The organism is Moorella humiferrea, from assembly GCF_039233145.1.
GTDB lineage: Bacteria > Bacillota > DSM-521 > Neomoorellales > Neomoorellaceae > Neomoorella > Neomoorella humiferrea.
The window spans coordinates 255,930-280,232 of the sequence record NZ_CP136419.1; the positions used below are offsets into that span (position 1 = coordinate 255,930).

The window sequence follows — 24,303 nt, forward strand, 5'->3', positions numbered from 1 at the left end:
ACTTGAAGGAGGTATTTACATATGGCAGTAAGGGTAGGTATAAACGGTTTCGGCCGTATTGGTCGCCTGGTATTCCGGGCTTCCCTGGAAAAACCGGAAATTGAAGTAGTGGCCATTAACGACATTACCGACGTACAAACTAATGCCCACCTTTTAAAGTACGATTCGGTTCACGGCCGCCTCAATGCTACCGTCGAGGCCCGTGAAGACAGCATCGTTGTCAACGGCCGGGCCATCAAGGTGCTGGCCGAAAGGGATCCAGCCAAGCTTCCATGGAAGGATCTGGGCGTTGACATCGTCATCGAGTCGACGGGTGTTTTCACCGATGCCACGAAGGCAGCGGCCCACCGTCAGGCAGGGGCCAAAAAGGTAATTATCACCGCCCCGGCCAAAAACGAAGACATTACCATTGTTATGGGCGTTAACAATGATAAATACGATCCCGCCAACCACCACATCGTCTCCAATGCCTCCTGCACCACCAACTGCCTGGCGCCGGTGGCGAAAGTCCTCCATGAAAACTTCACCATCCTCCGGGGTCTGATGACCACCGCCCATTCCTATACCAATGACCAGCGCATTCTGGACCTGACCCATAAAGACCTGCGGCGGGCCCGTGCGGGAGCCCTTTCCATCATTCCCACCACCACCGGTGCCGCCAAGGCCATCGGCCTGGTGTTGCCCGAACTGAAGGGCAAGCTCAACGGCCTGGCCATGCGAGTTCCTACTCCCAACGTTTCCGTCGTTGATCTGGTGGTGGATCTGGAGAAACCGGCTACGGTGGAAAGCATTAATGCCGCTTTGAAGGCCGCCGCCGAGGGTCCCCTGCAGGGCATCCTGGGTTACTGCGAGGAACCCCTGGTTTCCCGCGACTTCAACGGCGACCCGCGTTCCTCCATTGTTGATGCCCTGTCCACCATGGTCATCGACGGTACCCTGGCAAAGGTCGTGGCTTGGTACGATAATGAATGGGCCTATTCCAAACGGGTCGTCGATCTGGCGGCTTTCATGGCTGCCAAAGGGCTGTAAAAGAACGGTCGCCGCAAGGCGGCCGTTTCACATGCCAGGGCAATTAGGGTAGCATAAAGAAGAAAAGGAGTGGCAGTACCTAACCCCGGTGCAACTGCAGTTCCAAATTAGGGTAGCATAATAAAGAAGTAGAAGGGCACAATTCCCTCTCGTCAATGCCAGCCTGGAACAAAGCTGTTTTTGGAGGCCCCCTCATGGGGGTTGGCGACCCTGCCATCGAACCCTGAAAATGCAGGTTAAGGGCAAGGGGCTGGAGGGTACAGGCTGAGCGCTAAGTTTGCTGGCCGAGAACCACCGGAGCGCGGAGCCTGTACCCTCCAGCCTCAGAAAAGCAGGATTATAGATCAACAAGTTACTATTATGTACTTTATTTCTTGAGGAGGGTTTGACCGGTGGCCAAGTTAACCCTGAAAGACCTGGATCTACGCAATAAACGCGTCCTGGTACGGGTCGACTTCAACGTACCCCTAGAGGCAGGGCGGGTGACGGACAATACCCGCATTCGCGCGGCCTTGCCCACCATCCGGTATCTTATTGACAACGGCGCGCGGGTGATCCTCATGTCCCACCTGGGACGCCCCAAGGGCAAAGTCAAGGAAGAACTGCGTCTGGACCCTGTTGCTAGGGAGCTGGAAAACCTCCTGGGACGGCCGGTACATAAGGTCAATGACTGCATCGGTCCGGAAGTGGAGGCCGCGGCGGCCGCCTTAAAACCCGGTGAGGTTCTTCTACTAGAAAACGTGCGTTTTTATCCGGAAGAAGAGAAAAACGATCCCGAGTTTGCCAGGAAGCTGGCCTCCCTGGCCGACCTCTACGTTAACGACGCCTTCGGTGCCGCCCACCGCGCCCATGCTTCTACAGAAGGTGTGGCCCATTATCTGCCGGCGGCGGCCGGTTTCCTGCTCCAGAAGGAAATCGAAACCCTGGGTAAGGCCCTGGCCGATCCGGAGCGGCCCTTTGTAGCCATAATCGGTGGAGCCAAGGTATCCGATAAGATCAGCGTTATCCGTAATCTACTCACCAAGGTGGATACTTTGATAATCGGCGGCGGCATGGCCAACACATTCTTAAAGGCCAAAGGTTACGCCATGGGCAAATCCCTGGTGGAGGAAGACCAGGTCTCCCTTGCTCAGGAGCTTATGGACCAGGCCGCCAGGCAGGGGGTAAAGATGCTTTTACCCCGGGATCTGGTGGTGGCCCAGGAGTTTAAAGCCGATGCGCCCCATCAGGTGGTGGCCGCCAATGCCGTTCCCGACGGTTGGATGGCCCTGGACATCGGTCCCGAAACTGCGCGCGAGTATGCCAACGCCTTGAAGGACGCCCGTACTGTGGTGTGGAACGGACCTATGGGTGTTTTTGAAATGGAACCCTTTGCCCACGGTACTGAAGCCGTAGCCCGGGCTGTAGCGGCCGTGGACGGCATGACCATCGTCGGCGGTGGGGATTCGGTGGCTGCGGTGGAAAAGGTAGGCGTGGCCGATAAAATAGGGCATATCTCCACCGGCGGCGGCGCCTCCCTGGAGTTCCTGGAAGGGAAGGCCCTGCCCGGAGTTGTAGCCCTGACGGAAAAATAACTTTCAAGGAAGTGAAACGGTTTGCGTCGACCCATCATTGCCGGTAACTGGAAAATGCATAATACTACGGAAAAGGCCCGGGAACTGGTTGAACTCCTTAAACCCCTGGTGGGGGCCAGCGACGTGGAAGTAGTAGTCTGCCCGCCCTTTACGGCCATTGCGGCAACGGTCAACGCCGCCGCCGGGTCCAACATTGCCGTCGGCGCCCAGGACCTTTTCTGGGAAGATTGGGGCGCCTATACAGGCGAAGTATCCGGGCCAATGCTTAAAGATTTGGGATGCCGCTATGTTATTATCGGCCATTCCGAGCGGCGCCAATATTTCGGCGAGACTGATGCTACGGTAAACAAGAAGCTCCATGCCGCCCTGCGCCATGACCTTGTGCCCATTGTCTGCGTAGGGGAAACCCTGGACGAAAGGGAGGCCGGTAAAACCCTGGAAGTCGTCCGTCGCCAGGTGGAAGACGGCCTTAAAGGCCTGACGCCGGACCAGGTGGAAACCCTGGTGGTAGCCTATGAACCCGTCTGGGCCATCGGTACCGGTCGTACGGCCACGGCGGCCGACGCCCAGGAAGTCATCGCCTTTATCCGCAAAACTTTAAAAGCCATGTACGGCGAAAGGGCCGAATTGACGCGCATTCAGTACGGCGGCAGCGTCAAACCGGAAAATATCGCCGAGCTCATGGCCCAGCCGGATATCGACGGTGCCCTGGTGGGGGGCGCCAGCCTGGACGCCATTTCCTTCGCCGCCATTGTCAATTATAAAGAGCATCAACATAAATAGAGGGGAATTCCCCAAAACGCAGGGAACAGGAGAATTGGTATTGGTGAATAACAATCGCCCTTTAATGTTAATGATCCTTGATGGTTTCGGCCTTGGCCATCCGGGTGAGGGTAATGCCATCACCCGGGGTAATTTACCCAATTACCGCCGGCTTATACACACGTACCCCCATACCCGCCTCAAGGCTTCCGGAGAAGCCGTAGGGCTGCCGGCGGGCCAGATGGGCAACTCGGAAGTCGGCCATTTAAACATCGGCGCCGGCCGCATCGTCTACCAGGACCTGACGCGGATCTCTAAAGCCATTAAAGACGGCACCTTTTTTACCAATGAAGTGCTCCTTAAGGCCGTACGGGGGGCGAAGGAACGGGGCGGGGCCCTGCACCTGATGGGCCTGGTCTCCGACGGCGGCGTCCACAGCCACCTGGAGCACCTGTATGCCCTCCTGGAACTGGCCCAAAGGGAGGGTATGGAACGGGTCTACATCCACGCCTTCCTTGACGGTCGCGACGTGCCTCCCGCCAGTGCCGCCGGCTACCTCCGGCAGGTGGAAGAGGAATGCCGCCGGCGGGGCATAGGGGCCATTGCCACCATCATGGGCCGTTACTATGCCATGGACCGGGACCGCCGCTGGGAGCGTACGGAAAAGGCCTATCGAGCCCTGGTGGCGGGAGAAGGACAGCAATTCCCATCTGCCGCTGCGGCCATCCAGGCTTCCTATGACCGGGACGTTACCGACGAATTTGTAGAACCCTCGGTGATCACCCGCCTGGGGCAACCTGTGGCCCGCATTTGTAATGGGGACAGCGTGATTTTCTTTAACTTTCGCGCCGACCGGGCCCGCCAGCTTACCCGGGCCTTTGTCGACCGCGACTTCGAACCCTTTGCCCGTCCCGGCGGCCGCCTGGAAATCGATTTTGTGTGCCTGACCCAGTACGACGTCACTATACCGGCACCCGTTGCTTTTCCCCCCCAGGTTTTGACCAACGTTCTGGGCGAGGTTATCGCCAATAACGGGTTAAAGCAGCTAAGGATTGCCGAGACGGAAAAGTACGCCCACGTTACCTTTTTCTTTAATGGCGGCGTGGAGGAGCCCTTCCCCGGCGAAGATCGTCTCCTCATCCCTTCGCCGAAAGTGGCCACTTATGATCAAAAACCATCCATGAGCGCCCGGGAAGTGACGGATGCCGTCCTGGAACGCCTGGATAAATACGACTTTATCGTCCTGAATTTCGCCAATCCCGATATGGTCGGCCATACCGGCGATTTGAACGCGGCCATAGCCGCCGTGGAAACGGTGGACGAGTGCCTGGGCCGCATCGCTGCGGCCATGGAAGAACGCCGGGCACCCCTCCTGGTGACGGCCGACCATGGCAATGCGGAAGAAATGCTGGAGCCCAACGGCGAACCCCACACGGCCCACACCAGCAACCTGGTGCCCTTTATTCTGGTCGACGCCGGCTATAGGGACGCTGCCTTAAGGGAAGGCGCCCTGGAGGACGTGGCGCCGACGGTCCTGGACATTTTGGGACTGCCCCAGCCGGCGGAGATGACGGGGAAGAGCCTAATAGAGAGAAAAGGCTGGCAAGGGAAGTAAAGAGTTTGCAATTAACATGGAGGTGGAGATAATGACGATCATTAATGACATCTTAGCCAGGGAAATCCTTGATTCCCGCGGCAATCCCACAGTGGAAGTGGAAGTGGTCCTGGAAGGCGGCGGGTGGGGCCGCGCGGCCGTACCCTCAGGGGCATCAACCGGAGCCTATGAAGCCGTAGAACTGCGGGATAAAGATGAGAAACGCTACTTTGGCAAAGGCGTTCTGGATGCCGTCAACAACGTCAATGCCATCATCGCTCCGGAACTGGTAGGCATGGATGCCCTGGACCAGCGGGAAGTGGACCGCCAGCTTATCGAGCTGGACGGCACTCCCAACAAAAGCAAGCTGGGGGCCAATGCCATCCTGGGTGTCTCCCTGGCGGTGGCTAAAGCGGCGGCCGATGCCCTGGGCCTGCCCCTGTACCGGTATCTGGGCGGGGTCAACGCCCACACCCTGCCGGTGCCCATGATGAACATTTTAAACGGCGGCAAACACGCCGACAACAACGTCGACATCCAGGAGTTCATGGTCATGCCCGCCGGCGCCGGCAGTTTTGCCGAAGCCCTGCGCATGGGCGCCGAGGTCTTCCACAGCTTGAAGGCCGTTTTGAAGGGTAAGGGTTTAAATACGGCCGTCGGCGATGAAGGTGGCTTTGCCCCCAATTTACGTTCCAATGTGGAAGCCATCGAGGTAATTTTGGAAGCTATTACCAAAGCCGGCTATGAGCCGGGCAAGGACTGTTTCATCGCCCTGGACCCGGCCGCCACGGAACTTTATAAAGACGGTAAATACGTCTTTGCCGGCGAAGGCGTCACCCGTACCACGGCGGAAATGGTCGATTTTTGGGCCGAACTGGTGGACAAATACCCCATTATCTCCATTGAGGACGGTCTGGCCGAAGACGACTGGGAGGGCTGGCAGGAGCTTACCAAACGCCTGGGTCATAAGGTCCAGCTAGTGGGCGACGACCTCTTTGTCACCAATACGGAACGCCTGGCCCGCGGTATAGAGAGGGGGGCGGCCAACGCCATCCTCATCAAAGTCAACCAGATCGGTACCCTGACGGAAACCCTGGACGCCATCGAGATGGCCAAGAAGGCTGGCTACACGGCCGTCGTTTCCCACCGTTCCGGGGAAACGGAAGATACAACAATCGCCGACATCGTGGTGGCCGTAAACGCCGGCCAGATTAAGACCGGCGCCCCCTCCCGGACCGATCGGGTGGCCAAGTACAACCAGCTCCTGCGCATTGAAGAAGAGCTGGACGCCGTTGCCCTTTATCCGGGCTTAAAGGCCTTTTACAACTTGAAAAAGTAGTCCAGGATGTACAGACCCCGGTAGAAGGACAACCTGCCGGGGTCGATTAATATTATCGTTAAAACCATCCCTTGCGCCGGAAGAAATAAAGCATTACCATAGCCAGGAAGAACATGAACCCTAAAACGGCAAAGTAGCCGTAACGCCATTCCAGCTCCGGCATGTAGCGGAAATTCATACCGTAGATGCCGGCGATGAGGCTCAAAGGCATCATGATGGTGGTGATTACCGTCAGGACCTTCATGATTTCGTTCAGGCGGTTGGAGGTCAGGGAAAGGTAAATCTCCAGGGTGGAGCTGGCCAGGTCGTGGAGGGTTTCCACCTGGTCGATTAACCGCAACATCTCATTATAAATATCTAGGAAAAAGACGCGGTTTTCCTGTTTTATCAGCTTGAACTCCGGATGGGACAGCAAGTTTAAAATGTCCCTCTGGGCGCCGAGTATTTTGCGTAATTTAATGGCCTGACGCCTCAAGGTAAAAACCTGATTGAGAATTTGACGGCTGGGGCGATGAAAGACAGCCTCTTCCAAATGCTCCAGTTTGTCCTCGGTACGGTCAAAAAAGGTAAAAAAGGTGGCCGTTAGGGGTTCAAGGAGGCTGTAAAGGATAAAGTCTACCCCTTTCTTAAAGAGTTCCGCGTCCCGGTGGTACTGTTGCCAGAGGTCGTCTACGAAGTCCAGGGATTCCTGGTGAACAGTGACGATGAACCGGGGACCCAGGAAAACGTTCAAAGCCACTGTTTGCGAGCCTTTACCGTGCTTTACGCAGCGCAGGGTGAGGAAGGCGTATTCATCATACTGGGCTATGCCGGGGCGGTAATGGGGGCGCCGGCAGTCTTCAACGGCCAGGGGATGAAAGTGGAAAAGCTCTGTTAAAAGATCCAGTTCTTCCGGTGACGGTCGGACAAGGTCCAGCCAGACAAACTCCTCGCCCTGCCGGGGCCGGAAACCGGGTTCCAGGCTTTCCTTGAGCCCCTGCTGTGGATGAAAAATTAAAAGGCGCTGCATATAAATCACCTAACCGGGTTTTTCTTTAGTTTACCACGGCGACGGTTGGCGTAGCTGATTTTTGAGCTTCCGGGCGATATTTTTTCCGCGGAGGGGTAAAATGGAGACCACAGATAAAATAGCCATCGGCACTTGCGGCTACAGCTACCGCGACTGGTTGGGCAATTTTTACCCGCCGGGTTTGGCGGCGAAGGATATGCTTTCCTATTATGCCCGGGAATTTAATTTTACCGAGATCAACTCCACCTATTACGTCCTGCCGCGGCCCGAAAATCTTGAGCAAATGGCCCGCAAGGTGCCGGAGGGGTTTATCTTTACTGTGAAAGCCTATCGTACCCTGACCCATGAACGGGGTGACAGTGCAGCATCCGACGGCCGTCTGCTGCGCCAGGCCCTTAAGCCTTTAATCGACAGGGGTCAGCTGGGGGCCGTGCTTTTACAGTTTCCCTTTTCTTTCCGTAACAATCAGGCCAACCGGGAATATTTGGTCAGGGTGAAGGAACTTTTAGCGGACGTTCCCCTGGCGGTGGAATTTCGCCACGACAGCTGGATAAAGGACGCCGTCTGGGATTTTCTGAAGCGCCACGAACTGGCCTTTACCTGTGTTGATGAACCGGAGCTACCGGGTTTGATAGGTCCGGTTGTTCGCTGTACTGCCCGGATCGCCTACGTCCGTTTTCACGGCCGCAACGCCGGGAAATGGTGGCGGCATGAAGAGGCTTACGAACGTTACGACTACCTTTATAGTGAAGCCGAACTGAAAGAATGGTTGCCGGGCATAGCTTATCTCGCCGGGCAGGCTGAGCAGGTCTTTGTGGCCTTCAACAACCACTACCACTCCCAGGCGGTAACTAACGCCAGGATGCTGAAAGAACTGCTTGACAACATAAAAAAAGTGCCTGCCGGCACTAGTCATTGATAGAAACGAAGTCTTTACAATATCCATCTTGGTTGCGGGGCGGGTAGAGGCGGCCGCACCTGAAGTTTTCAAGACAGTATATGCATTCCGTCATTTCGCAGTGCACCTTACTATGCTGGACGGCTCCTGCGATTTTTTCCTCGGCAGACCAGTTTACTTTTAGGTAATCGACATACGGTTCTTGGAGCATGGCCCATCCCCCTTTTCTTGAGTACATTGTATCATGTATACAAAAATATTTCCAGAACTTTTTTACTCGGTTTCGCCGCATTTTTGGATTTTATCTGGCGATTCCTTTCAAGGTTTAGCTCCCGGGTAGATTTACATTTTCCTTGTTTATCTAGGGGTTATTTGTTAAAATTATGACGTCACGGCAGAGCAGCTGGGAGGTGAGGGTTAGTTGCTGCATACCATTATTTTAATCCTTGACATACTGGTAGCCCTGGGTCTGATCGCCGCTGTGCTCCTCCAGTCCGGGCGCAGCGCCGGCATCTCCGGGGCCATTGCCGGCGGTGCGGAGGCCCTTTTCGGCAAAAAGAAAGGCCTTGACACCTTTTTAAACAAAGTGTCGGCGGTTCTGGCGGGCCTCTTTTTGTTTTTTACCCTGCTCCTCTCGGTGATCTAGGTACTGCAATTCCCTTAATATGGCAACTCGATGGGCGGAGGCGCCCAATTTTTTTCATGGAGGTGGGTGTTTTAGATGACCCGCGAAGAAGCGCTGCAGTTAATGGAGAAACATATAAAAACCAAAAACCTGCGCAAACACTGCCTCGCCGTGGAAGCGGTAATGCGCGCCCTGGCGCGGCATTTCGGTGAAGATGAGGAAAAATGGGGCCTGGCAGGGCTCCTGCACGATATCGACTACGAAATGACCAAAGACGAGCCGGAACGGCACAGCCTGGTGGGGGCGGAAATGCTGACCGAGTTAGGTCTTCCGGAAGATGTGGTATATGCCGTTAAAGCCCACAACGGTCACCACGGCCTGCCCAGAACAGACCTGATGAGCAGGGCCCTTTACGCCACCGACCCCCTTACCGGTTTGATTGTGGCTGCGGCCCTCATTCGCCCGGAAAAGAAATTGGCGGTCATCGACGTCCCCTTTTTAATGAACCGTTATCACGAAAAATCCTTTGCCCGCGGAGCCAGCAGGGAAACAATTGCCGCCTGTAGCGATTTAGGCCTGTCCCTTGAAGACTTCATGCATATAGGCCTGGAAGCCATGAAGGAAATCGCCGGTGACTTGGGCCTTTAAGTACTACCCGGCAGGGAGCCGGGTATCTTTTTAACGGAAGAAGAACAAAAATATAGCTGAAAAGCGATTTTCCTACAGGAAGAATAGGAAAGGATGGCTCTATGGATAAAGAAGAATTGCTGTCCCTTATGCGCGCCCGTTCCTACCGGCCCATGACGGCGGCGGAGCTCATGAGCTCCTTAGGCATAAACGACGGCGAAGCCTTTTTAAAGATGCTTAATTATTTAGAAGAAGAAGGTTATATCGTCCGCACCCGTAAGGAAAAGTACGGTCTGCCGGAAAAAATGGGCCTAATCAGCGGCTTTGTGCACTCTTCTACCAAAGGTTATGCTTTTGTCGTGCCGCGGGAAAAGGAACGGCAGGATGTATATATAGGCGCCCTGAACCTTAACGGCGCCATGCACGGCGATCTGGTCCTCGCCAGGGTCTTGCCGGCCTCTACGGGACGCCGGCAGGAGGGGGAGATTATTCGCGTCCTTAAGCGGGCCAACAAGCGGGTGGTGGGGACGTTTACGGCCGCCGGGCGCCTCTCCTTTGTCGTACCCGATGATGCCCGTTTAAACCAGGATATTCTCATCCCTCCAGAAAACACCCTGGGCGCCAGGGTCAAGGATAAGGTAGTGGTAGAAATCACCCGGTGGCCGGAACCCAGGCGCAATCCCGAAGGCCGGGTGATAGAAATTTTAGGCCCAATGGACAAACCGGGGGTCGACGTTTTAAGTATTATTAAAAAATACGATCTGGATCCGGAATTCCCCCCGGAAGTTTTGCGGGAAGCGGAAAGTTTAAACCGGGAAATCGACCCCGGGGAGCTTGCCCGTCGCAGGGACCTGCGGGAATGGCGCCTGGTTACCATCGACGGTGCCGATGCCCGGGACCTGGACGACGCCGTTTCGGTGGCAGCCTTGCCGGACGGTAATTATCTTCTGGGCGTACATATCGCCGATGTTTCCTTTTACGTTAGAGAAGGTAGCGCCCTGGACAGGGAAGCCTTCAACCGCGGCACCAGCGTCTACTTTGTGGACCGGGTTATTCCTATGCTGCCGCCGCGGTTGTCCAATGATATCTGTTCTTTAAATGCCGGCGAAGATCGCCTGGCCATCTCGGTGTTGATGACCATAACGCCGCGGGGTACCGTAAAGGACTACGAGCTTTTTCCTTCCGTGATCAGGGTGCGGGAACGCATGACCTATGACGCCGTGCGGTCTATATTGGAAAAAGGAGACCCCGAGCTTAGCCAGCGCTACCGGGAGCTGGTCCCGGACTTTAGGCTCATGGCCGAGCTGGCGGCAGTTTTACGCAGACGGCGGGAAAACAGGGGGGCCATTGATTTTGATTTCCCGGAGGCAAAAGTCGTTCTGGATGATAGGGGAATACCAGTGGAAATTATACCTCGCCGGCGGACGGTGGCCGAAGGTATAATTGAAGAATTTATGATCGCCGCCAATGAAGTGGTGGCCAGGCATTTGTATGAACTGGCGGTTCCCGCCGTTTACCGGGTCCATGAAGAACCGGCGGCGGATAAGATGGAGGAGTTGAATAAATTCCTGGCCTTTTTCGGCCTCCATATCCGGCCTGGACGGGACGGGAAGGTCAAACCGAGGGCTTTCCAGGAGATCCTCCTTAACGTGAAGGGGCGGCCAGAGGAGCGGGTCATCAGCACCGTTATGTTGCGCTCCATGATGCATGCCCGCTACGCCGGGCAGTGTCTGGGCCATTTCGGCCTGGCCTCTCCTTATTACTGCCATTTTACATCACCCATTCGCCGTTATCCCGACCTGGTGGTACACCGTATTCTGAGGGAAACCTGGTCCCCGTCCGGATTGACGCCCCAGCGCCTGGCGGAGCTGGAGACTTTTGTCGCCCGGGCTGCGAGCCGGGCATCGGAAAGGGAGAGGCTGGCCGAAGAAGCCGAACGGGAAGCCCTGGATATGAAGAAGGTTCAGTATATGGAACGTCACATCGGCGAAACGTTTACCGGGGTCATCAGCGGAGTGGTACCTTATGGCTTCTTTGTAGAATTGGATAATACCGTCGAGGGTTTGGTCCATGTATCGAACCTGGTCGACGATTATTACCATTTCCAGGAAGAAAAATTGGCCCTGGTCGGTGAACATACCGGCAGGACCTTCCGCATCGGTATGCCGGTAAAGGTGCTGGTTGCCAGGGTCAGCGTAGATGCCAGGCAGGTGGACTTTGAGCTGGTAGACGTGTTAAGCGAACCGGAAGAAAAGGAAATAGTGCCGCATACTAAAGAAAAAAGACGGCGGAAGGCCGTTGCGGTAGAGGTTGGGACCAGGGGTAAGGTGTCCGAAAGAAAACGGAGTAAACGGAATAAAGCCCGTCGCGTTCGTTTATAATACCCGTAGGTGAAATTAACTCCGGGAGGAGGCAGATTTGTGTCTAGGCGAGTGGCTGTCGAAAAGAATCTCAGCGCCATCGGTGATCACCTGGCCATGAACGGCATTGAAGTGGAAAGGATTGATACCGCCGACCTGACGCCGGCGCGTTTGCGGAGTTATGGTGCCGTCGTGGTGAGCGGACAGAATACGAATTTTATGGGGATGGAAGATATAAAGGGCGAAATTCCGGTGATTGAAGCTTCCGGCATGACGCCGGATGAAATTACGGCCGCGGTAAAGGAGCGCCTGCAGTTGCAAGGATAGGTAGAATCTGGGCGGCCCCTTGACGTCACCCCGCCGCAGTGTGTTATAATAAGCTTGCGGGAATGCAGGAGTTGACATGAATGGGCCGCCAGGTAAAAATTGTGACGGACAACCGCCGCGCCCGGCATGAGTATACTATTATAGAGACTTATGAAGCAGGAATTGCCCTTACCGGTACGGAAGTGAAGTCCCTGCGCAGCGGCAAGGCTAATATCCAGGATAGTTACGCGCGGATCGAAAACGGGGAGCTTATTCTCCATGATATGCATATCAGCCCTTATGAACAGGGAAATCGTTTTAACCATGAGCCACGCCGGCCGCGGCGCCTGCTGATGCACCGTTACGAAATCCAGCGGCTGTATGGCAAGGTACGGGAAAAAGGTTTGACCCTAATACCGTTAAAAGTGTATTTCAATGAACGCGGCCGGGCCAAGGTGGAGCTGGCCCTGGCCAAAGGTAAGCGCCTCTATGACAAGCGGGAGGCCATCGCTGCCCGCGACGCCCAGCGGGAAATAGCCAAGGCCTTTCGCGAACGCCAGAAGTTTTAACGTGGGGGCGTAATGGTTTCGACGGGGGTGGCATTGGCAGTAGTAGCCAGGCGAGATCCCACCTTCTCGTTAAACGGTGGAAAGGCTATAAGTGCCGAAGATAATTTAGCTCTGGCTGCTTAATTTATAGCGGCCCATCCGCCTGGTCCCGGCCTGCGGGGACCAGATACGGGTGTCAAAGCTAGCAGGCTACCGGCAAGGCCCTGGCCTGGGGGCCTCAAGGGAAAACTAATCAGGCTGGCCCGGGGGCATCCGGTTTCCGGGAGGCCCAAGGGCGAGATTTAAAACGGAAACTATCCTGGTAGAAGCTACTGTGGGTGCACCTTCGGACGGGGGTTCGACTCCCCCCGCCTCCACCAGTGAAAACATTAAGTAGAAATGATTACCCTGCAGGCCTGCAGGTCTCCGGAAAGGATGACCTGCTTATTTTATATAGGGGCAATGGACCGCTTTGCCGCAGGCTAACCCCGGAGGTAAACAGCTATGTTCAATGGGAAGCCTAAACCTGTCGTGAAATGGGCCGGGGGCAAAGCCCAACTCATACCGCAATTTGAGCCGCTGTTTCCCAGGAAGGAATATGGCCTTTATATAGAGCCTTTCGTAGGGGGTGGGGCGGTATTTTTTCACTTGCTGCCTCCTAGGGCCGTACTTATTGACAACAACGAAGAGCTAATAAACTTTTACCGGATAGTACGCGACCATCTGGAGGAACTGCTGAGGGATCTAAAAAAGCATAAAAACACCCCTGAATATTATTATTCCGTCCGGGCTTTAGACCCGGGGCATCTTTCTCCGGTAGAACGGGCCTCCAGGTTCTTGTATCTTAATAAAACAGGTTATAACGGCCTGTGGCGGGTGAACAGCCAGGGCAAGCATAACGTTCCCTTTGGGAGATATAAAAATCCTAAAATTGTAGATGAGCCTAACCTCCGCCTGGTCAGTGAGGTTTTAAGACATGCCCGGCTGATCTGCGATGACTTTAACCGGGTGCTGGACTTTGCCCGGCAGGATGCCTTTGTCTACCTGGACCCACCCTATCATCCATTATCGCCTACGGCCAACTTTACCGGCTACACTTCGTCTTCCTTTGGTCCGGAAGACCAGAGACGCCTGGCAGACATTTTTAAAGAGCTGGATAAAAGGGGCTGCCTGGTAATGTTAAGTAATTCAGATACGCCCTTTATCCGGGAGCTGTATGCGGGATATGACATCCAGATAGTCTATGCCCGGAGGGCAATAAACTGCCGGCCGGAACGTAGGGGGCCGATAACGGAACTCGTCATCAGGAATTACAGGTGAGGAATTACGGGTGAGGTATATTTCCAGGTCACCGGGGTAAAATATCCTCGAGGTGATTGGAAGATGGTCTTAGCAGGATTGGCAGGTCCCATCGTTTTTTTGGCCGGGCTGATTCTAATGCTTTTAGTGGTTCCCTGGGAAAGGGTTAAGGAATTGGCCCTGGTAGGTCTGGTGGGCGGGTTGGCCCTGGCTTTTCTGGTTATATATCTTATGCAAAATTACTTCGGCTTTTGGGCCTTCCGCCGTGTGGATTTAATAAATGTTGGGGGTATACCTCTATTCCTGGCGGCAAGCTGGTTTCCGCTGATAATCGTCTTCAGCCATCTCCTGGCTCAATACAAAAACATCATGCCGTTGCTGCTCATCCTTTTGGCCTTCCCCTTGGGGGCCACCTTGTTGCACTTGCTTTTAAGGGCTAACGGCATGCTGTTTTATCGCCACTGGAACTTACCCCTGACTTTTATTCTCTCCCTGGGTATACACCTGGTAATCATGGCTTACCTATATGCGGCGGGAATGCTGGATAATTTACGCGGTCTTAACCGTACGCCGAACGAAACTTAATGAATAGGATTAACAAGCCCCCGTTGCCGGGGGTTTTATTTTTGTAAGACCCCCCGAAAAACAGACACCGCAACGAAAGATATGGTGAAACTAATAAAATAAAGGGAAAAGGAGGATTTATATGCGAAGGGGTAAAAGGTTCTTAGCCTTACTGACCTGTCTGGTACTATTGTTATCCTTTGCCCTGCCCGCCTGGGCCGGTGCGGGGGGAGAAAAAGGGAAGGCCTGGTCCTACGGTTTAAGGATAGCAGCGGGGCAGGACAACGAGGATACGCAAGACACCGGCGACAACCAGGAAGGAACTGGTGAAAAAATACGTAACGAAGAGCATATGAAGGTACAGAAGGGGAAAAGCGTGGCTCAAGACGTATACAGGGGTGTAGAGAATGCCCTGCTTCATGTCAAAAATCCGGTGGCCAGGGCTGCTTTAACGGCCATTCTGGAAGGGAAGAGTGTGGCCGAAGCGGTTTATGAAGCAAAATCCCAGCTCGATACCTGGAAGGATACCGACGAAATTGCTGCGGTGGCCGAGGAGCTGGAAAAAGCCGTTGCCACCGACACCAGCCTTGATAACCTTACCCAGGCTCAGGTCAAGAAACACTTGGGAATAATGTACCTTAAGGCGAACAAATTTAAAAAAGCAAGGGCACTCCTGGAAGAGGTCGTCGCGGCCGCATCCGATGATAAAGAGGCGTATGAGCAACTAGATGCAGCCTGTGCGGCTGAGGGCGATTATCAATTTAAGGTTTTTCTTAAAGGTAAAGCTCTACAGTTTGACGTTCCTCCCCGGATAGAAGGAGGCAGGGTTCTGATCCCGGTGCGCTTCCTGGCGCAGGGGATGGGGGCCGATGTAAATTATGATAATGGCACTGTTACGATAACCAATAAGGGTATTACCATCCGTCTTGTAATTGGGAGCAATCAGGCCCAGGTAGACGGGGTGACGGTTTACCTGGATGTTCCGGCTAAAGTAGTAGACGGACGCACCCTTGTTCCCTTAAGGTTTGTTGCCGAAGGCTTCAACGCTAGGGTGGATTACTACGGCGGCAGCAACCTGGTAGCAGTGCAGACGACATAAATTGGTGCCTAAATCTATTTCGACCCCGTTGCGGCGGGGTCGTTTTATTATCATTATCAAACGGACCGTCAAACGGGCTTAATTTTTTTCTTTGTATGTGGTATATTGTCTGTAAATCACACCCGTTTATGGGAGGACCGGTACATGATCGGAAAAGTTAATGATGATTTTTTCCGTAAGGCTATTTTACCCCACACAGGGGCAAAAGCCCCTCAATTGGTGATAGGACCACAAATGGGTGTAGATGCAGCCGTCCTTAAAGTAGGAGAAGATTTTCTGGTCATTGCCGAAGATCCAATTTTTCCCGGACCGACCATGTCGCCCGATGATTTTGGCTGGATAACCGTTCATATCGGCGCCAGCGATGTAGCGGTGATGGGCGTTAAGCCCCAGTTTATGACTTATTCCCTGCTTTTGCCCCCCGGTACACCGGAAAACTACATAGCCGAGCTGGTAAAAAGCATCAGCCTTTATGCGGCGGAGCTGGGAATTACTGTCGTCGGCGGCCATACAGGGTTTTACAGCGCCGTTAATGTTCCAACCATAGGCGGCATAACTGTCTGGGGCCTGGGCAAAGGGTTCGTCACTCCGGCCGGAGCCCGCGTCGGCGACGACGTAGTCATCACCAAAGGAGCAGCCATAGAAGCTGCGGCCCTCATCGCCTGCGAGCTGGAAGAGAAACTGCTGGCAGCAGGAATAGATCGGAAACTGGTGGAACGCGCCAAAAAGCGCCTGCGGGAAATGTCGGTAGTGGCCGAAGCCGGAATAGCGACGGCAATCGGCGGGGTCCACGCCATGCATGACGCCACCGAGGGCGGCCTGGCCAGGGGCCTGTGGGAGGTGGCCGAAGCCTCGGGCGTAGGGTTAAAAATTGAACGCTCCCTGGTGCCGGTTCCGGAAGACGTAAGGCAAGTGTGCGCCCACTTCGACTTAAATCCCTATGAAATTATCAGTGAAGGCACTCTGGTGCTAACATGTGACCCCCAAAAAACAGCTGCCCTGCTGGCCGCTTTAAATGAAGCTGGCCTGGAAGGGGCCGTTATCGGTAAAGTGCTGGCCCGGGAAGAAGGGCGCTATTGGGTAGAAAATGACGGCCGGCAGGTCGAGCTTGTACCACCGCCGGTGGATCGTTTTTGGGAAGTATTCTTTAACGCCCTGGCTTTAAAGAACGATAACCGCACGGCAGCCGAACTGGCCCTATGCCGGGAACTGGGAGAGGCCGTCAGGGAACTTAAGGCGGCCAACATTGCCCCTTTAATACCGGAAATCGGCGCCAACCTGGCCTACTGCCTGCCGGAAGCCCGTGATTTAAAGGACGTCGCCGCCATACCGGGACGCCTCCTCCGTTTCAAAGGACAGGTCGTCGCTTTGGGCGAGCCGGAAATGGGCTGCTCCCGGCATATGGGCGGCACCATCCTCTTGGTGCGCGAGTTCTTCCCCGCCGCCCGCTCGGTAATCAACCTGCGCTACAGCCCCTCCATCCTTGAAGCCTGTAACACTTTGGGGCTCAAAGTAGCCAGTATGCCCGTACCGGAAGGTTATCGCCAGGAAGATGACGACTTTTACCGCGATCTGCGCCGGACCCTGGCCGGATTGCCGGAACTGCCGGACGTCATTGCCATCCCGGATCGCCTCAATCTGGAGCGCTTGATATTAATTTTAGGAAAGAACCCTGGGGAAATAGTGACAAAAGTAAAAGCACTGGCGGCGAAAATATAAAAGCGTGGTGATTTTATTGCCCTACGAACCCCTTTCACCCATCCGCTGGCATAACGGTCAGGTAGAGCTCATCGACCAGACCCGCCTGCCCGGGGAGCTGGTTGTTATAAGGCCCCGCACGGTTGAGGAAATGTGGGACGCCATAAAACGGCTGAAGGTGCGGGGGGCGCCGGCCATCGGCATCGCCGCCGCCTTTGGCCTGTACCTGGCCGTTAGGGACAGCCGGGCGGCAAGCAGGGCAGAATTTGAAAGCGAGTTGAAGAAGGCGGCCAATTATCTGACCACCTCCCGACCGACGGCGGTCAACCTTTTCTGGGCCCTGCGGCGGGTTGAGGCGGCCGTAGCCGATGCCCCTACCGATAACGTTGCGGCCTTAAAGGAAATAGTGTTAAGGGAAGCATTGACCATTCGCGACGAAGATGAAGCAACGTGCAGGGCTATAGGCCACAACGGCGCGCCCCTCCTTGAGGAACTGGAGGCCGTCCTCACCCACTGCAATGCCGGCACCCTGGCTACCGCCCGTTACGGTACGGCCCTGGCGCCAGTATATTACCTGGCTTCCCGCGGCAAGCTCCTTAAAGTTTTTGCCGATGAGACGCGGCCTCTGCTCCAGGGGGCTAGGCTTACGGCCTGGGAACTGCATCAGGCCGGCATTCCCGTCACCCTCATTACCGACAATATGGCCGCCGCCGTCATGAGCAAGGGGCTGGTGCAGGCGGTCATCGTCGGTGCCGACCGCATTGCCGCCAACGGCGACGTGGCCAATAAAATCGGTACCTACGGGCTGGCGGTACTGGCAAAGGAACATTGCCTCCCCTTTTATGTGGCGGCGCCTGCTTCTACCTTTGATTTAAGTTTAAAAAGCGGCGAAGAGATTCCCATTGAAGAAAGGGACGCGGCGGAGGTAACCCATTTCGGCTTAAAGCCCATAGCCCCCGCAGGTATCGACGTGTTTAACCCGGCCTTTGATGTAACCCCCAACCGCTACGTTACGGCAATTATTACCGAAAAAGGTATTATCAGACCTCCTTACCAGGAAAACATCCCGCGGGTGCTGCAGGGCATAAATTTTAACGGTGCATAATATAAAAAACTAAATTAAAGGAGGCCGGGTTGATGGATAAAGAAAGGGAAATTGATGCAAAACGGCGGCTGGCGGAAGATAAGGCTGAGGAAGAAGAGCAAAAACGCGAGCAGTTCGTCCGCGATATCATGCGGTCAAGGGAAGGTATAGCCGCCGAAAGGGAAAAATTCCTCCACGATTTAAAGACCGGCTCCATCAAGAAATTGTAACACCAAAGGGGCTGTATGCCGTACCCGCGGCAGGCGGCCCCTTATATATTTAAAGCGGCTATGATAAAATTGTTAAATAATGGACCGATACTTTAAGGGAAGGAGCTGTTTATTGGGTGCGGATAGCTATTATCGGCGGTTCCGGGGTTTACCATCCGGGGATTTTAGAGGATATCAGGGAGGAAAGGGTTGAAACGCCTTACGGTTCGGCCGTGCTAAAGGTCGGTACTTATCATGGTGAAGAAATAGGCTTTATGCCCCGCCACGGCGCGAAACACACCGTGCCTCCCCACCGGGTGAATTACCGGGCCAACATCTGGGCCTTGAAAATGCTGGGAATAGAACGCGTTCTGGCCACGGCCGCAGTAGGTTCTACGAATCCGGCCTACAGGCCGGGAGACTTCGTCATTGTCAATGATTTTCTGGACTTTACCAAGACGCGCACGTATACCTTTTTTGAAGGCGGGGAGGCCGGGGTGGTACATACCGATTTTACCACTCCTTACTGCCCCGAACTGCGGCGGCTTCTTATTGAAACGGCCGCCGAGCTAGGGATCAAAGCCCATGATGGTGGGGTTTATGCATGTACCGAAGGACCCCGTTTTGAAACTCCGGCAGAGATTCGCATGATCCGGCAACTGGGCGGCGATCTGGTGGGTATGACCAACGTACCCGAAGTGATTCTCGCCCATGAAGTGGGCCTTTGCTATGGCCTCATTGCCATGGTAACCAATATGGCGGCCGGGATCTCCACCAAACCTTTGAGCCATGCCGAGGTGCTGGAGATTATGGAGCAGAACGGTAAAAACTTACGGCAACTCATTATGACGACCATTCCGAGGATACCCCGGGAAAGAAAATGTTCCTGCAACCTTACGGGCGGTAAAATTGAAGTCTAACTGGAGGCGTAAAAAATGAAGGCAATGATCCGGGAACCGGCCCTGGCCCCTGAGGGCCTGTTAAAAATCGAGTGGGTTCAAAAACACATGCCGATCCTAAATGAGATCCGCCGCGATTTTAGCGAGCGGCGGCCCTTCGCCGGGATGCGTGTGGGCATCTGCCTGCACCTGGAAGCGAAAACGGCCTACCTCGCCCTGGTCCTCAAAGCGGGCGGGGCGGAAGTCGCCATATGCGGTTCTAATCCTTTATCCACCCAGGACGACGTCTGCGCCGGGCTGGCCGAACAAGGGGTAGCCGTTTATGCCCATCACGGCTGTACGGCTGAAGAATATAATACCTTTCTGAATAAAGTTTTGGATACCAGGCCGGAACTAGTCATCGACGACGGCGGTGATCTGGTCCACCTCCTGCACACCGACCGCAGAGAGCTTCTGCCGGATATTATCGGCGGCGCCGAGGAGACGACCACCGGTATTTTGCGTCTTAAAGCCATGGAAGCCGAAGGAACCCTGGCCTTCCCCATGGTCGCCGTCAACAACGGCGCCTGCAAACACCTTTTTGACAACCGTTACGGTACCGGTCAATCTACCTGGGACGGCATCATGCGGACCACCAATTTGACGGTCTGCGGCAAAACGGTGGTAGTGGCGGGTTACGGCTGGTGCGGTAAAGGCGTGGCCATGCGGGCTAAAGGCCTGGGGGCGCGGGTGATCGTTACCGAGGTCGACCCCATAGCCGCCAATGAAGCCCTTATGGACGGTTTCCAGGTCATGCCGATGATCGAGGCGGCCAAATTGGGTGACTTTTTTGTAACGGTCACGGGCTGCACCAACGTTATCCGCGCCGAACATTTCACCGTGATGAAAGACGGGGCGATACTGGCCAACGCCGGCCATTTCGATGTCGAAATCAACAAAAATGATCTCATGGCCATGGCCCAGAGCCACCGTCCGGCGCGGCGCAATATTGAAGAATTTGTCTTGAAAGACGGCCGGCGCCTGTACCTTTTGGCCGAGGGGCGCCTGGTCAACATAGCGGCCGCCGACGGCCATCCGGCGGAGATAATGGACCTTTCCTTTGCCCTGCAGGCCCTGTCCCTGGAATATCTAATCAACAATGCCGGTCAGCTGCCGCCCAAAGTCCTGCCTGTGACCAGGGAAATCGACCTTAAAGTAGCTTCCCTGCGTTTAAAAGCCCTGGGTGTAGAGATAGACGAGCTTACGCCGGAGCAACAGCGCTACCTGGCAAGCTGGCGCCACGATTAGGGCATAAGTGCCGTCTCAAGGTAGGTCAGGGTACAGGCCGTCGCATCCAAATGGGCGCGGATGCCCAGGGGCAGGGTGGCCTGAGCGAAAAGATGGCCTGCGGGCAGCCCGTAAAAACAGGGACGTCCCAAGGGCGCCAGATTATCCCTGATGACTTCCAGGGCTTCCGGATAGAAGTAGGAAGTGCCATAGGTAAAGCTTCCCAGGACAATACCCCCTGCCGCCTCCAGCTTGCCGGCAAGTTTGAGCTGTGTCAGCAGGCGGTCGAGGCGGTAAGGGGGCTCATCTACTTCTTCGAGGAAGAGGATTTTTCCCTGGGTGTTGATTTCAAAGGGCGTACCCAGGGTAGCCGTCACCAGGGAAAGGTTGCCCCCGACGACCACTCCCTCGGCCCTCCCGGGGAAAATGGTTACCGCCGGGGGCAATCCCGGAGCCGGAGGGATGCTGCCCAGGGGGGCAGGCACCATCAGGGCGCGCAAGAGGCACTGCAGGGTATAAGGTGACAGGTTTTTACCGCCCAGCTCGGGATAGAGCATGGGCCCGTGAAAGGTCACCAGGCCGATTTGGTTGAACACCAGATGCAACGCGGTAATATCGCTGTAGCCGACAAAGATTTTAGGGTGGCGACGAATAAGTTCTAAATCAAGGCCCCCCAGGAGGCGCAGGGCCCCGTAACCGCCACGCAGGCAGAAAACGGCCTTTACCTCGGGATTAATAAACATTTCATGTAAATCGGCCAAGCGCCGGCCGTCGCTTCCGGCCAGATAACCGTTTGCTTCGCCGATGTAGCGGCCGGTGCGCACTTTAAAGCCATGGTTGAGCAGCAAGTCTGTCCCCCGGGCCAGGTAACTTTGTTCCGGGAGGGGGCTGGCCGGGGCAATGATGGCCACTAAGTCTCCCAGGCGTAAGGCGGCAGGTTTTATGATTGCGCCCAAAGATTAGCCTCCTTTTATACTTCTCTCCAGGCTGGCATTGTTTTCGCTCGCTCCCAGGCCCTCGCGGATCAGCCTAAGGCTCAGCCTCAGGCTCGGGCGTGGTTTCCCGGCCTATTCGGCATCCTTGCCTCAAAGGCCGGCCTCGGACCTCCTGTCCTCGGCCCCGCCCTCGCTCCTCGGCTTCGCCACGGCTGTTCAACCGCTCGGTCCAAGTCGCTCGCTCCAAACAAATGGCAGCCAGTTATTTTCATTCTTCTGTTGGTGCCGCTATCAAGTGGCATGAGTGTCTCTGTTCATAATATATGCTTGAAGGCAAATAAAAACGGCAGGTGGTTTCCTGCCGTTAATGCTACTTTATACACAAACGATTATTTACGGGTAATACCGTCGGCGTTTTTTTCCGCAGAGCCTTTAGCAACGAAAGTCTTGCAGCAGGTTTCGGCGGAAGATTTAACGGGTGTGGCCGAAATGCTGCCGGCCATGGGGGCGTCGACGTTCTGGGGCTGGGAATGGCTCATGGCGTCAGAAGTAATCAAAATCTGGGAAGCATCACAGACGTTACCGCTGGACCAATAGTGGCAGTTGTTAACGCTGCAGGTAATGCGCGGCATTAAAAACACCTCCGCAAAAATAGAGTTTGTTTTTAAATACTGTCTCCTTGATGGGAGCCCTTTATACTCGCTTAAGGGTGGTAGATATAATTTACAAGCCACCGGTATATACTAATTTTGAAGTTTTGGTGAAGTTCCTTGACAAAGTTGAAACCGGTAAATAAGATCAACTTAAACAACCCAACCCTAACTTGCTAAAATTAACAGAGGGGGCTATTATAAATGATGTGGGGATTTTATGGCAACTGGGGGATGGGCTTCTGGATGCTGATGTGGTGGGTGCTTTTAATTAGCATCCTAGTCCTGGCGGTTTACGGCCTGGTAAGCCTTATAAACCGCCGCGCCGTTCAGCAACCGGCGCTTCATCCCGATCCCCTGGCGATATTGAAGGAACGTTATGCAAGGGGTGAAATCACCACCGACGAATACCGCAGTATGCGGCAGGAATTGTTGGAGTGAAATTTAGGGGGAGGGTATCTATGCGACGCCAAATCGGCAGTGATGCCGGTTTAACTGCACGAATGTTTTTAACGATGTTTTTACTTGCCGCCGTATATCTATTTTTCTTGGTAGTCTTATGGCAGGCTGGTGTTAGCTATACAGGTATTATCATTTTCGTCGGTATAATGCTCGCCGTCCAGTATTACTTTTCCGATCGCATGGTTCTCTGGTCCATGGGCGCCCGGGAGGTATCGCCCGCTGAGGCCCCCGAGCTCCACGCCATGGTGGAGAGGCTGGCCGCTCTGGCCGACTTACCTAAACCCAGGGTGGCCATTGTCGATACGCCCATGCCCAACGCCTTTGCTACCGGCCGCAACCCGGCCAACGCCGTGGTGGCGGTGACGACGGGGATTTTGGCACGCCTTGATCCCCCTGAACTGGAAGCGGTTCTGGGGCATGAATTGAGTCATATTAAAAACCGGGATATGACGGTCCTGACCCTGGCCAGCTTTTTTGCCACCGTTGCTTCTTTCATCGTCCAGAACTTCTTTTATTGGGGCGGCGCCTTTGCCGGCCGCGACCGGGACGAGCGCAACAACACCATGCTGGTTTATCTGGTATCTTTAGTGGTGTGGGTGTTGAGTTATTTCCTCATTCGCGCCCTGTCCCGCTACCGCGAGTTTGCCGCCGATCGGGGTGCAGCCATCCTAACCGGCGCCCCGGGCCAGCTGGCTTCGGCCCTGATAAAGATCAGCAATACCATGGCCCGTGTCCCCGAACGGGACTTGCGCCAGGCGGAAGCCTTCAACGCCTTCTTTATCATCCCAGCTTTAAGCGGTAACAGCATTATGGAGCTTTTTTCCACCCATCCTTCCCTGGAACGCCGTCTGGCCTACCTGCGCAGGCTGGAACGGGAAATGGAGGGCTGGCGGTGAAATTCTGGGACGCCCTCCTGGGGCGTACCAGGGTACCGCCTGCCAAGACAGAACCCCTTTTTACCTTAAGTACGGCCGTAGTTACCCTGGAAGGCGAACTGGGGTGGCAGCCGGCCGGGCGCGCAGGTATAGTTTTACGACCGGGAGAAGACAGTCTGTACGCAGCCGCCGCGGAAGAGACGGAACAGCTTGTCGCCCTGGCGGCTAAGGAAATGCGGGGACGTCTGGAGACGCCGAAGGATGAATACGGCTATCAATGGTTTATTTTCAGCGATGATGAATGGGAAGATTTAGTATCCCTGGTTCATATGGCCGGCCGGAACTTAAGTGATCAAGGCGCTGGCGACCGCCTGCTGGCGGCGGTGTTCAAGTTGTATAACAAGGGGAAGACTTTATATTTGATTTTTAACTATAAACGCGGGGCCTTTTATCCCTTTATCCCCCTTGATGAAAGTAATAAGAAAAGGGACAACGCCGGTGAAATACGCCTGGCGGCTTTGATGGAAAAGGAACTTCCCTGGGAAAAGGACATTGCCCGGTGGTATCCCCTGTGGGGCTGCCCGGTATGAAA

At 54.9% G+C, this 24,303-nt stretch carries 26 protein-coding genes and 1 other RNA gene; 23 read left to right on the forward strand and 4 right to left on the reverse strand.

Going from position 1 to position 24,303, the window contains the following annotated elements; genetic code table 11:
- Positions 1 to 21: 21 nt before the first annotated feature.
- The 5 genes from gap (at position 22) to eno (ending at position 6,298) form a co-directional block, all read left to right on the forward strand.
- Entirely contained in the window at positions 22 to 1,029 is a 1,008-nt protein-coding gene (gene gap / locus MHFGQ_RS01355; RefSeq protein ID WP_106004120.1) for a type I glyceraldehyde-3-phosphate dehydrogenase, read from the forward strand.
- 392 nt (positions 1,030 to 1,421) lie between these two features.
- Positions 1,422 to 2,603: a phosphoglycerate kinase gene (locus MHFGQ_RS01360; RefSeq protein WP_106004119.1), complete on the forward strand. Its 1,182-nt coding sequence runs from the start codon at positions 1,422 to 1,424 to the stop codon at positions 2,601 to 2,603.
- A 21-nt stretch (positions 2,604 to 2,624) separates the two neighbouring features.
- A complete protein-coding gene (gene tpiA, locus MHFGQ_RS01365) occupies positions 2,625 to 3,386 on the forward strand; it encodes a triose-phosphate isomerase (protein WP_106004118.1) in 762 nt (253 codons plus the stop codon).
- Positions 3,387 to 3,450: 64 nt separating this feature from the next.
- The gene (gene gpmI, locus MHFGQ_RS01370) at positions 3,451 to 4,980 is read left to right on the forward strand and encodes a 2,3-bisphosphoglycerate-independent phosphoglycerate mutase (protein ID WP_211292825.1); all 1,530 of its coding nucleotides are present in this window, start codon (positions 3,451 to 3,453) and stop codon (positions 4,978 to 4,980) included.
- A gap of 31 nt (positions 4,981 to 5,011) precedes the next feature.
- Positions 5,012 to 6,298: a phosphopyruvate hydratase gene (gene eno / locus MHFGQ_RS01375; RefSeq protein ID WP_106004116.1), complete on the forward strand. Its 1,287-nt coding sequence runs from the start codon at positions 5,012 to 5,014 to the stop codon at positions 6,296 to 6,298.
- 58 nt (positions 6,299 to 6,356) lie between these two features.
- Here the strand turns inward: eno and corA are convergent, their stop codons facing one another.
- On the reverse strand, positions 6,357 to 7,307 hold the full coding sequence (corA, locus tag MHFGQ_RS01380) for a magnesium/cobalt transporter CorA (protein WP_106004115.1): 951 nt from the start codon (positions 7,305 to 7,307) through the stop codon (positions 6,357 to 6,359).
- Between the two features lie 100 nt (positions 7,308 to 7,407).
- On the opposite strand from corA, the gene MHFGQ_RS01385 reads away from it, so the two are divergent.
- Complete coding sequence (locus tag MHFGQ_RS01385; protein WP_106004114.1) at positions 7,408 to 8,226, forward strand: DUF72 domain-containing protein; 819 nt, start codon at positions 7,408 to 7,410, stop codon at positions 8,224 to 8,226.
- Here MHFGQ_RS01385 and MHFGQ_RS01390 read toward each other — a convergent pair.
- Entirely contained in the window at positions 8,216 to 8,416 is a 201-nt protein-coding gene (locus MHFGQ_RS01390; protein ID WP_106004113.1) for a hypothetical protein, read from the reverse strand. The genes MHFGQ_RS01385 and MHFGQ_RS01390 overlap by 11 nt on opposite strands.
- A gap of 210 nt (positions 8,417 to 8,626) precedes the next feature.
- On the opposite strand from MHFGQ_RS01390, the gene secG reads away from it, so the two are divergent.
- From secG to MHFGQ_RS01460, 14 genes are all read left to right on the forward strand, one after another.
- Positions 8,627 to 8,851 (forward strand): preprotein translocase subunit SecG, encoded by a 225-nt coding sequence (secG, locus tag MHFGQ_RS01395; RefSeq protein ID WP_106004112.1) that lies wholly within the window; start codon positions 8,627 to 8,629, stop codon positions 8,849 to 8,851.
- A gap of 75 nt (positions 8,852 to 8,926) precedes the next feature.
- Entirely contained in the window at positions 8,927 to 9,478 is a 552-nt protein-coding gene (locus tag MHFGQ_RS01400) for an HDIG domain-containing metalloprotein (protein ID WP_106004111.1), read from the forward strand.
- Between the two features lie 101 nt (positions 9,479 to 9,579).
- On the forward strand, positions 9,580 to 11,838 hold the full coding sequence (gene rnr / locus MHFGQ_RS01405) for a ribonuclease R (protein ID WP_106004110.1): 2,259 nt from the start codon (positions 9,580 to 9,582) through the stop codon (positions 11,836 to 11,838).
- A 39-nt stretch (positions 11,839 to 11,877) separates the two neighbouring features.
- Positions 11,878 to 12,144, forward strand: coding sequence for a YkuS family protein (locus MHFGQ_RS01410; protein WP_106004109.1), 267 nt, complete (start codon positions 11,878 to 11,880; stop codon positions 12,142 to 12,144).
- 80 nt (positions 12,145 to 12,224) lie between these two features.
- A complete protein-coding gene (smpB, locus tag MHFGQ_RS01415) occupies positions 12,225 to 12,692 on the forward strand; it encodes an SsrA-binding protein SmpB (protein WP_106004108.1) in 468 nt (155 codons plus the stop codon).
- Between the two features lie 3 nt (positions 12,693 to 12,695).
- Positions 12,696 to 13,051: a transfer-messenger RNA gene (ssrA, locus tag MHFGQ_RS01420) on the forward strand.
- 124 nt (positions 13,052 to 13,175) lie between these two features.
- The gene (locus tag MHFGQ_RS01425; RefSeq protein WP_106004107.1) at positions 13,176 to 13,991 is read left to right on the forward strand and encodes a DNA adenine methylase; all 816 of its coding nucleotides are present in this window, start codon (positions 13,176 to 13,178) and stop codon (positions 13,989 to 13,991) included.
- Between the two features lie 63 nt (positions 13,992 to 14,054).
- Positions 14,055 to 14,555, forward strand: a complete 501-nt coding sequence (locus MHFGQ_RS01430; RefSeq protein ID WP_106004106.1) for a hypothetical protein — start codon at positions 14,055 to 14,057, stop codon at positions 14,553 to 14,555.
- 121 nt (positions 14,556 to 14,676) lie between these two features.
- A complete protein-coding gene (locus MHFGQ_RS01435; protein WP_106004105.1) occupies positions 14,677 to 15,633 on the forward strand; it encodes a copper amine oxidase N-terminal domain-containing protein in 957 nt (318 codons plus the stop codon).
- Positions 15,634 to 15,777: 144 nt separating this feature from the next.
- Complete coding sequence (locus MHFGQ_RS01440) at positions 15,778 to 17,352, forward strand: thiamine-phosphate synthase family protein (RefSeq protein ID WP_106004104.1); 1,575 nt, start codon at positions 15,778 to 15,780, stop codon at positions 17,350 to 17,352.
- Between the two features lie 16 nt (positions 17,353 to 17,368).
- Complete coding sequence (mtnA, locus tag MHFGQ_RS01445) at positions 17,369 to 18,436, forward strand: S-methyl-5-thioribose-1-phosphate isomerase (RefSeq protein WP_106004103.1); 1,068 nt, start codon at positions 17,369 to 17,371, stop codon at positions 18,434 to 18,436.
- 32 nt (positions 18,437 to 18,468) lie between these two features.
- On the forward strand, positions 18,469 to 18,645 hold the full coding sequence (locus MHFGQ_RS01450) for a hypothetical protein (RefSeq protein WP_170066091.1): 177 nt from the start codon (positions 18,469 to 18,471) through the stop codon (positions 18,643 to 18,645).
- 116 nt (positions 18,646 to 18,761) lie between these two features.
- Positions 18,762 to 19,544: an S-methyl-5'-thioadenosine phosphorylase gene (mtnP, locus tag MHFGQ_RS01455; RefSeq protein WP_106004102.1), complete on the forward strand. Its 783-nt coding sequence runs from the start codon at positions 18,762 to 18,764 to the stop codon at positions 19,542 to 19,544.
- A gap of 15 nt (positions 19,545 to 19,559) precedes the next feature.
- Positions 19,560 to 20,810: an adenosylhomocysteinase gene (locus MHFGQ_RS01460; protein WP_106004101.1), complete on the forward strand. Its 1,251-nt coding sequence runs from the start codon at positions 19,560 to 19,562 to the stop codon at positions 20,808 to 20,810.
- On the opposite strand, the gene MHFGQ_RS01465 is transcribed toward MHFGQ_RS01460, so the two are convergent.
- The gene (locus MHFGQ_RS01465; RefSeq protein ID WP_211292822.1) at positions 20,807 to 21,745 is read right to left on the reverse strand and encodes a S66 peptidase family protein; all 939 of its coding nucleotides are present in this window, start codon (positions 21,743 to 21,745) and stop codon (positions 20,807 to 20,809) included. The two genes, MHFGQ_RS01460 and MHFGQ_RS01465, sit on opposite strands and share 4 nt — an antisense overlap.
- Positions 21,746 to 22,113: 368 nt before the next feature.
- Positions 22,114 to 22,356, reverse strand: coding sequence for a DUF1540 domain-containing protein (locus tag MHFGQ_RS01470; protein ID WP_106004100.1), 243 nt, complete (start codon positions 22,354 to 22,356; stop codon positions 22,114 to 22,116).
- Positions 22,357 to 22,578: 222 nt separating this feature from the next.
- Between MHFGQ_RS01470 and MHFGQ_RS01475 the strand changes: the two genes are divergently transcribed.
- From MHFGQ_RS01475 to pspAB, 3 genes are read left to right on the forward strand one after another with little or no spacing between them, the layout of a single operon-like run.
- Positions 22,579 to 22,815: an SHOCT domain-containing protein gene (locus tag MHFGQ_RS01475; protein WP_106004099.1), complete on the forward strand. Its 237-nt coding sequence runs from the start codon at positions 22,579 to 22,581 to the stop codon at positions 22,813 to 22,815.
- Positions 22,816 to 22,835: 20 nt separating this feature from the next.
- Positions 22,836 to 23,732, forward strand: a complete 897-nt coding sequence (gene htpX, locus MHFGQ_RS01480; protein ID WP_106004098.1) for a zinc metalloprotease HtpX — start codon at positions 22,836 to 22,838, stop codon at positions 23,730 to 23,732.
- Positions 23,729 to 24,301, forward strand: coding sequence for a PspA-associated protein PspAB (pspAB, locus tag MHFGQ_RS01485; protein ID WP_106004097.1), 573 nt, complete (start codon positions 23,729 to 23,731; stop codon positions 24,299 to 24,301). The genes htpX and pspAB overlap by 4 nt, the downstream gene beginning before the upstream one ends.
- The last annotated feature ends 2 nt before the right edge of the window (positions 24,302 to 24,303 follow it).